This is a genomic window from Frigoribacterium sp. Leaf8 (assembly GCF_001421165.1).
Classification (GTDB): Bacteria; Actinomycetota; Actinomycetes; order Actinomycetales; family Microbacteriaceae; genus Frigoribacterium.
Map to the genome: position 1 here is coordinate 213324 of NZ_LMKB01000006.1, position 6985 is coordinate 220308.

7 protein-coding genes and 1 tRNA gene are annotated in these 6985 nt (G+C 71.3%); 4 read left to right on the forward strand and 4 right to left on the reverse strand.

The window, feature by feature from the left end; translation table 11 throughout:
- Nucleotides 1-86: 86 nt before the first annotated feature.
- The 4 genes from ASL10_RS12550 to ASL10_RS12565 form a co-directional block, all read right to left on the reverse strand.
- The gene (locus ASL10_RS12550) at nucleotides 87-2210 is read right to left on the reverse strand and encodes a glycosyltransferase family 39 protein (protein WP_056048437.1); all 2124 of its coding nucleotides are present in this window, start codon (nucleotides 2208-2210) and stop codon (nucleotides 87-89) included.
- On the reverse strand, nucleotides 2207-3505 hold the full coding sequence (locus ASL10_RS12555; protein ID WP_056048439.1) for a bifunctional glycosyltransferase family 2/GtrA family protein: 1299 nt from the start codon (nucleotides 3503-3505) through the stop codon (nucleotides 2207-2209). Before ASL10_RS12555 ends, ASL10_RS12550 begins: the two co-directional genes overlap by 4 nt.
- Before the next feature lie 97 nt (nucleotides 3506-3602).
- Nucleotides 3603-3863, reverse strand: coding sequence for a thioredoxin family protein (locus ASL10_RS12560; RefSeq protein WP_056048442.1), 261 nt, complete (start codon nucleotides 3861-3863; stop codon nucleotides 3603-3605).
- Between the two features lie 84 nt (nucleotides 3864-3947).
- Nucleotides 3948-4232 (reverse strand): oligoribonuclease, encoded by a 285-nt coding sequence (locus tag ASL10_RS12565; RefSeq protein WP_157485491.1) that lies wholly within the window; start codon nucleotides 4230-4232, stop codon nucleotides 3948-3950.
- 95 nt (nucleotides 4233-4327) lie between these two features.
- Here ASL10_RS12565 and ASL10_RS12570 point away from each other — a divergent pair, with 95 nt between their 5' ends.
- From ASL10_RS12570 to ASL10_RS12585, 4 genes are all read left to right on the forward strand, one after another.
- Nucleotides 4328-4801: a MarR family winged helix-turn-helix transcriptional regulator gene (locus ASL10_RS12570; RefSeq protein WP_056048448.1), complete on the forward strand. Its 474-nt coding sequence runs from the start codon at nucleotides 4328-4330 to the stop codon at nucleotides 4799-4801.
- Nucleotides 4798-6066 (forward strand): MFS transporter, encoded by a 1269-nt coding sequence (locus tag ASL10_RS12575; protein ID WP_056048452.1) that lies wholly within the window; start codon nucleotides 4798-4800, stop codon nucleotides 6064-6066. The genes ASL10_RS12570 and ASL10_RS12575 overlap by 4 nt, the downstream gene beginning before the upstream one ends.
- A 78-nt stretch (nucleotides 6067-6144) precedes the next feature.
- Nucleotides 6145-6765, forward strand: coding sequence for an oligoribonuclease (orn, locus tag ASL10_RS12580; protein WP_056048454.1), 621 nt, complete (start codon nucleotides 6145-6147; stop codon nucleotides 6763-6765).
- Between the two features lie 59 nt (nucleotides 6766-6824).
- Nucleotides 6825-6897 (forward strand) — tRNA-His (locus tag ASL10_RS12585).
- The last annotated feature ends 88 nt before the right edge of the window (nucleotides 6898-6985 follow it).

Sequence of the window (6985 nt, forward strand, 5' to 3'; positions counted from 1 at the left end):
GTCGCGGTGCGGTGCACGAAACGCGGTGTCTCGCGCGCCCCGGAGGTGCGGGGCGGCCGGGCGGACCGGTGGCGACGTCCGGTCGGTCAGCTGGTCAGGTCGTACAGCGTGACCCCGTCGACCTCGGTCGAGGAGAAGTTCGCCTCGACCCAGGCCGCGATCTCGCTCGAGGAGGAGCTGCCGCCGTTCGACTGCCCGACGGTACCTCCGACGAACCAGTGGATCTGCCCGTCGGCGACGTACTGCTCGAACTGCGCGAGGGTCGGTGACGGGTCGCTGCCGTTGAACCCCCCGACCGCCATGACCGGGTCGCCCGTCGCGAGCTGGTAGCCCGCCGCGCTGTTCGACCCGACGGCCGCGGCGACCCAGGTGTACCGGTCCGCGTCCGCGCCGACCACGGCAGCGAGCTCGTCGCTGACCGAGCCCGAGCCGAGCAGCGAGCCGGCTCCGCCCCCGCCACCGGGGAGTCCGCGCGTGGCCGTACCCGCGCCTCCTGCGGTTCCGGCCCCGGTGCCGGTGCCGGTGCCGGTGCCCGCTCCCCCGCCGGTGCCGCCCGGCAGCTGCGGGGGCGTTCCGCCAGCCGCGCCACCGGGCCCGCCACCAACGGCCCCGCCGCGACCGCCGAAGCCGCCGGCGCCGGCGCCGCCCGCGCCACCACCGCCGAACCCGCCCGTGCCACCCGACACGGTCGGCCCGGCCGTGACGATCGAACCGGTGTGGGCCGTCGACACGGTCTCGACCGAGTAGGCCGCCGGAGCCAGCAGGCCGCCCGTGAGCAGCACGGCGAGGGTCGCCGCCGTGAGCGCCCGGCCCCGTCGCGGCAGCAGCACGAGCACGGCGCCCACGACGGCGAGCGCGACGACGACGTACCGGAGCCACGGCTGCCAGGACTCCGCCCGTCCGAGCAGCACCCAGGCCCAGACGCCCGTGAGCAGAGCCGACGCCGCCAGCACGATCCGCACCCACGACCGGGCCCGTCGTCGCCACAACACGTCGGCCGCAGCCCCGAGGGTGACCGCGATGGCCGGGGCGAGCGCCACCGTGTAGTACGCGTGGAAGATGCCCGACATGAAGCTGAAGACGAGGGCGGTCAGCACCGTCCAGCCCCCGAACAGCAGCAGGGTCGCCCGACGGGCCGAGGTCCGGTGTCGCCAGCCGAGCAACACGAGTGCCGAGACGCCGATCACGAGGGCGGCGGGAAGCAACCAGGTGATCTGGCCCCCGAACTCGCCCGTGAAGAGCCGGGTGATGCCGGTCTCGCCCCACATGCCTGTCGTGGCGGCACCGGTGCCGCCGCCCCCGCCCGTCACGCTGCCGGTCTCGTCACCCGTGAGCCGTCCGAGGCCGTTGTAGCCGAAGGTCAACTCGAGGAACGAGTTGGTCTGCGAGCCGCCGACGTACGGCCGCATGCCCGCGGGCACCAGCTCGACGAGGGCGACCCACCAGCCGGCCGACACCACGACCGCACCGAGCGCGGCCAGCAGGTGCAGCAGCCGCTTGCGCAGCAGGACGGGCGCCGCGACGAGGTACACCCCGGCCAGTACGGGCAGGATGACGAACGCCTGCAGTTGTTTGGTCAGGAAGCCGAAGCCGATCGCCACGCCCGCCCAGACGACCCAACGGACGCGGCCCGTCTCGACGCCGCGCAGCGTCAGGTACGTGGCGAGGGTCAGCAGCAGCACGAGCAGCGCGTCGGGGTTGTTGAAGCGGAACATCAACGCGGCGACCGGGGTCAGCGCGAGGACTCCACCGGCGACGAACGCGGCGACGCCCGAGAAGTGCCGCCGCACCGTGGCCCAGACGAGTCCGACGGTCGCGACGCCCATCAGTGCCTCGGGCAGCAGGATGCTGAACGACGACAGTCCGAACACCCGGACCGACAACGCCATGACCCACAGGCTCGCGGGCGGCTTGTCGACCGTGATCGAGTTCGCGGCGTCGGACGAGCCGTAGAGGAACGCCTCCCAGTTCTGCGAACCGGCCTGCACCGCGGCCGAGTAGAACGAGTTCGCCCAGCCGTTCGCCGACAGGTTCACCAGGTAGAGAGCCCCCGTGGCGACCAGCAGCGCGAGGAACGCCGGTCGCTCCCACCGTGCCGCGTCCTCACGCCCGCGCACCAGGCGACGAGCGAGCGGACGGAGGCGCGGGCCGGCCGACCCGGACGGCGAGCGTCGATCGGTCAGCGGCACCGGCGTCGTCCCGGCGCTCATCGACCGACCACCGTGACGTCGTCGTCGCCGGCCACGGCGGCGACGCGGGTGGCGAGGTCGGACACGGGGTCGGCGACACCGACCCGCTCGTCGGCCGGTCCCGGCGTCACGTGCGTCGCCTCCGACCGGAACACCCAGGCGCGCAGGAGCACGAAGCGCAGGACGGTCGCGACGAGGTTCGCGGCCGTCAAGACCAGCAGCTCGGCCTGCGCGTCGGCCGCGGGAGCCGCGGCGTGCAGCACGACGAGCGACCCCGAGGTCAGCGCCCAGGCGAGGACGAAGACCATCAGCCCTTGCAGTTGGTGTCGCGCCACGCCCGACGCCCCCCGCACCCCGAACGTGAACCGCCGGTTGGCGGCCGTGTTGACCACGGCCGTGACGAGCAACGACACGGAATTCGCCGCCTGGGCCGGCATCACCTGCTGCGCGCCGAGGTAGAGCAGCGCGTACGCGGCGGTCGAGGCGACCCCGACGACGCCGAACCGCACGACCTGCGAGAAGAACGTCGGAGGCGCGGGCGGCTCGAACGGACGCCTCCCGATCGCGTCGTACACCGCCTGGACCGGGATCGCGCCCCGGGCGATGCCCGTGCCCACGCGCAGCATCCCCTTGAGGTCGGCGGCGGCCGTGGAGACGATGTCGACCGAGCTGTCGGGGTCGTCGACCCAGTCGACCGGCACCTCGTGGATGCGCAGGCCCGAGCGCTCGGCGAGGATCAGCAGTTCGGTGTCGAAGAACCACCCGGTGTCCTCGACGAGGGGCAGCAGTCGCTCGGCGGCCTCGCGCCGGATCGCCTTGAAGCCGCACTGGGCGTCGCTGAACCCGACCCCCATCGTGCGACGCAGCAGGAAGTTGTAGCTGCGCGAGACGAATTCCCGCGTGCCGCCGCGCACGACCCGCGACGACCGGCTCAGCCGGGTGCCGATCGCGAGGTCGGAGTGGCCGGAGAGCAACGGTGCGACGAGCGGGCCGAGCGCAGAGAGGTCGGTGGAGAGGTCTTCGTCGAGGTAGACCAGCACGTCGGCGGGCGAGGCCGCCCAGACCTGCTTGAGGGCACGGCCTCGGCCCTTCTCGGCGAGGTGGACGGCGGTCACGCACCGCAGGCGTCGGGCGAGGTCGTCGGCGAGGGCCGGCGTGCCGTCGGTGCTGGCGTTGTCGGCCACGGTGATGCGCCAGGTCTCGGTGACGTGGCGGGTCAGATGGTCATGGAGGCTCGTGATGCTGGCCTCGAGGGTGGCAGCCTCGTCGAAGACGGGCACCACGATGTCGAGACGCAGGATGTCGGTGTCAGGCATGGGACCACGATCGGTCGCCACGCCATCAGCGGCCTCGCATCAGTCGATGGCGACGCCGCGGAGATCCTATGAGCCTCCCATGACGGGGGTCCCGCGATCAGATCGCGAGGGACAGGGCCCCGAGCAGGCGGTCCAACGTCGGCACGCCCGGTGAGCGGAAGACCACCTCGCCGTCGTCCCGCGTGACCACGATGGTGGGCGTGCTGCGGACGTCGCGCCGTTCGGCGTCGGCGGGCCGGGCGGCGACGTCGGCCTCGTCGACGACGAGCGAGGGCACGAGGCCTTTCGCCTCGGCGACGACCGCCCTGGCCGCGTGGCAGGGACCGCAGAAGGCCGACGTGTAGAGCTCGAGCATCATGCCGGGGACAACGAGGAGGCGCGGGGGAATCTTCCCCCGCGCCTCCTGCGGTCTGGTGAGTCGGTGCGGCCGAGGCCGCCGACGTCAGTTGTCGCGGTCGTCGTTTCGGTCTTCCGGGTCGACGACGGGGTCGCTGTCCTTCGCGTCGAGCGAGTAGTGGACCTGCAGTTGTTCGCCGACCATCTTGGCCTCGGTGGCGGTGTAGACGATGCCGGTCTCCATGCCGTCGACCAACACGAAATCGGTGATCTGCTCGTCGTACGAGCCGTCGGTGCTGATGCGGGTGTCGGTGGAGCCGTCGCTCGGACCGCCGTCGAAGAAGACGACGTACTCGGAACCCTCGGCCACGGTGGGCTTGCTGTCTGTCATGTCCACAGGTCTACCAGGAGGCACGGAGTCGGCGCCCAGCTTCGTTCGGCGAAACCGCATAGCCAAGCTATATAGCTTGGCTATACACTTGAGGGATGACTCCCCAGCCGACAGACATCTTGGAGTCCCTCCTGACGTCGACCCATCGCCTGACGCGCATCGCCGCGCAGGAGACCGGCCGCACCACCTCACCCGCCGTGTGGCGCACGCTCTCGATCCTGACGACCGACGGCGAGCTCCGCGTCGGAGACCTCGCCCGGGCCAGCCGCGTGTCGCAGCCCACCATGACCAAGCTCCTCCGGGGCCTCGCCGAGGACGAGCTCGTCAAGCGCATCGCCGACACCGACGACTCCCGGGCGTGGCTCATCGCCATCACCGACAAGGGCACGGCGGCGCTCGTCGAGTGGCGGGGGCAACTCGCCGACTCGCTCGGCGGCCTCTTCGCCGACCTGGACGACGACGAGTGGGCCGTGCTCGAGCACGCCACCCGCCTCCTGGCGTCACGGGTCGGCCATCGCGCCGCCGGCCACGCCGACGTCCACTCCGACGCCGAGGCGGTGTTCGCGTGAGCGCCTCTGCCTCGAGCCCTTCTTCCTCGTCCGGCGCCGCGCACGGTGCCGGGCCGAGCATCCTGAAGCAGCCGACCGCCGTGTGGGCCATCGCCTTCGCCTGCGTCGTCGCCTTCATGGGCATCGGGCTCGTCGACCCGATCCTCCCCGCCATCGCCGAGTCGCTGAAGGCCAGCCCGACCCAGACCGAACTGCTCTTCACGAGCTACCTCGCCGTCACGGGCGTGGCGATGTTCTTCACCAGCTGGGTGTCGAGTCGACTCGGCGCCAAGCGCACCCTGCTGATCGGGCTCGCCCTGATCGTGCTCTTCGCCCTGCTCGCCGCCACCAGTGGCGACGTCTGGTCGATCATCGGCTTCCGTGCCGGCTGGGGGCTCGGCAACGCCCTGTTCATCTCGACCGCCCTCGCGACGATCGTGGGCGCGGCATCCGGCGGCACGGCCTCGGCGATCATCCTCTACGAGGCGGCCCTCGGACTCGGCATCGCCATCGGCCCCCTGATCGGCGGCCTGCTCGGCTCGGTCAGCTGGCGCGGCCCGTTCTTCGGCGTCACCACCCTGATGGCGATCGCCTTCATCGCGATCGTGCTGTTCCTCGAGGGCGACGCCATGGAGAAACCCACGCCCACGACGCTGTCGGCCCCGTTCCGCGCCCTGGGTCGCCCGGCCCTCGGCGCCCTCGCGGCGACCGCCCTCTTCTACAACATCGGATTCTTCGTCCTGCTCGCGTACACGCCGTATCCGCTGGGCTTCGGGGCTCTCGGCATCGGGTTCACCTTCTTCGGCTGGGGCGTCGGCCTCGCGATCACCTCGGTCTGGGTCGCCCCGCTGCTGACCGCACGCCTGCGTCGGACGACCGTGCTGCGCATCGCACTCCCCCTGCTCGCGCTCGACCTCGTCGCCGCCGCGGTCGTCGTCCGGACGCCGGCCGCCCTCGTGGTCTGCGTGGTGGTCGGCGGCCTGGTGCTCGGCGTGCTCAACACGGTGCTGACCGAGTCCGTCATGGAGGCGACCGACCTGCCCCGCTCGGTGGCGTCCAGCGCCTACTCGGGCGTGCGCTTCCTCGGCGGCGCCGTGGCCCCGCCCGTCGCGACGCTGCTCGCCGACACCATCGATCCGAGTGCCGCCTACGTGTTCGCCGCCGCGAGCGTCGCCGTCGCCTTCGTCGTCGTGGTCGCCGCCCGCGGGGCCCTGCGCCGCGTCGACGACGGCCCCGAACCGGCTCGTGTCGAAGCCGAGGCCATCGGAGCCGGCGAGGCGATCTGACCGGACCGCACCGCGCCTCCTGCCCTGGTCCCGTGCAGGAGGCGCGGTGCCGGAAGGGCACCGGACTAGACTCGCGGAATGGCTACGAGCAACGACCGACTGGTCTGGATCGACTGCGAGATGACCGGGCTCGACCTCTCGGTCGACGAACTGGTCGAGGTGGCCGTGGTCGTGACCGACTTCGACCTGAAGCCCGTGCACCCCGGCTTCGCCATCGTCATCAAGCCGGACCAGTCCGCCCTCGACAACATGGGCGAGTTCGTCACCGAGATGCACCGCTCGTCCGGCCTCATCGACGAGATCCCGGACGGCGTCAGCCTCGCCGAGGCCGAGTTCGAGGTGCTCGAGTACATCCTGAAGTACGTGCCCACCGAGCAGCACGCGCCCCTCGCCGGCAACACCATCGGCACGGACCGCGCCTTCCTCGCCAAGTACATGCCGCGCGTCGACGGCCACCTGCACTACCGCAGCGTCGACGTGTCCTCGATCAAGGAGCTGGCCCGCCGCTGGTTCCCCCGCGTGTACTTCAACGCTCCGCAGAAACACGGCGGACACCGGGCCCTGGCCGACATCCTCGAATCCATCCGCGAACTCGAGTACTACCGCCGTGCCGGATTCGTCGCCGACCCGGGTCCCACCACCGAGGACGTCCAGGCGATCTCGAAGGCCGTCGTGGACGAATGGGCCCCCCGGCTGTAGTAGAGTCTTCTCGTTGCGATCGCCTCGGCAGTCGACAGCATCGTCGGAAACGACACATGGTGGGTATAGCTCAGCTGGTAGAGCGCCTGGTTGTGGTCTAGGAGGCCGCGGGTTCAAGCCCCGTTACTCACCCAAATGAAATCCCCTGCCCTCCTACGGGCAGGGGATTTTTTGGGTTCTGGGGCCTTTTGGTCTCTGATGCGCGAGCGCATCCGAGACG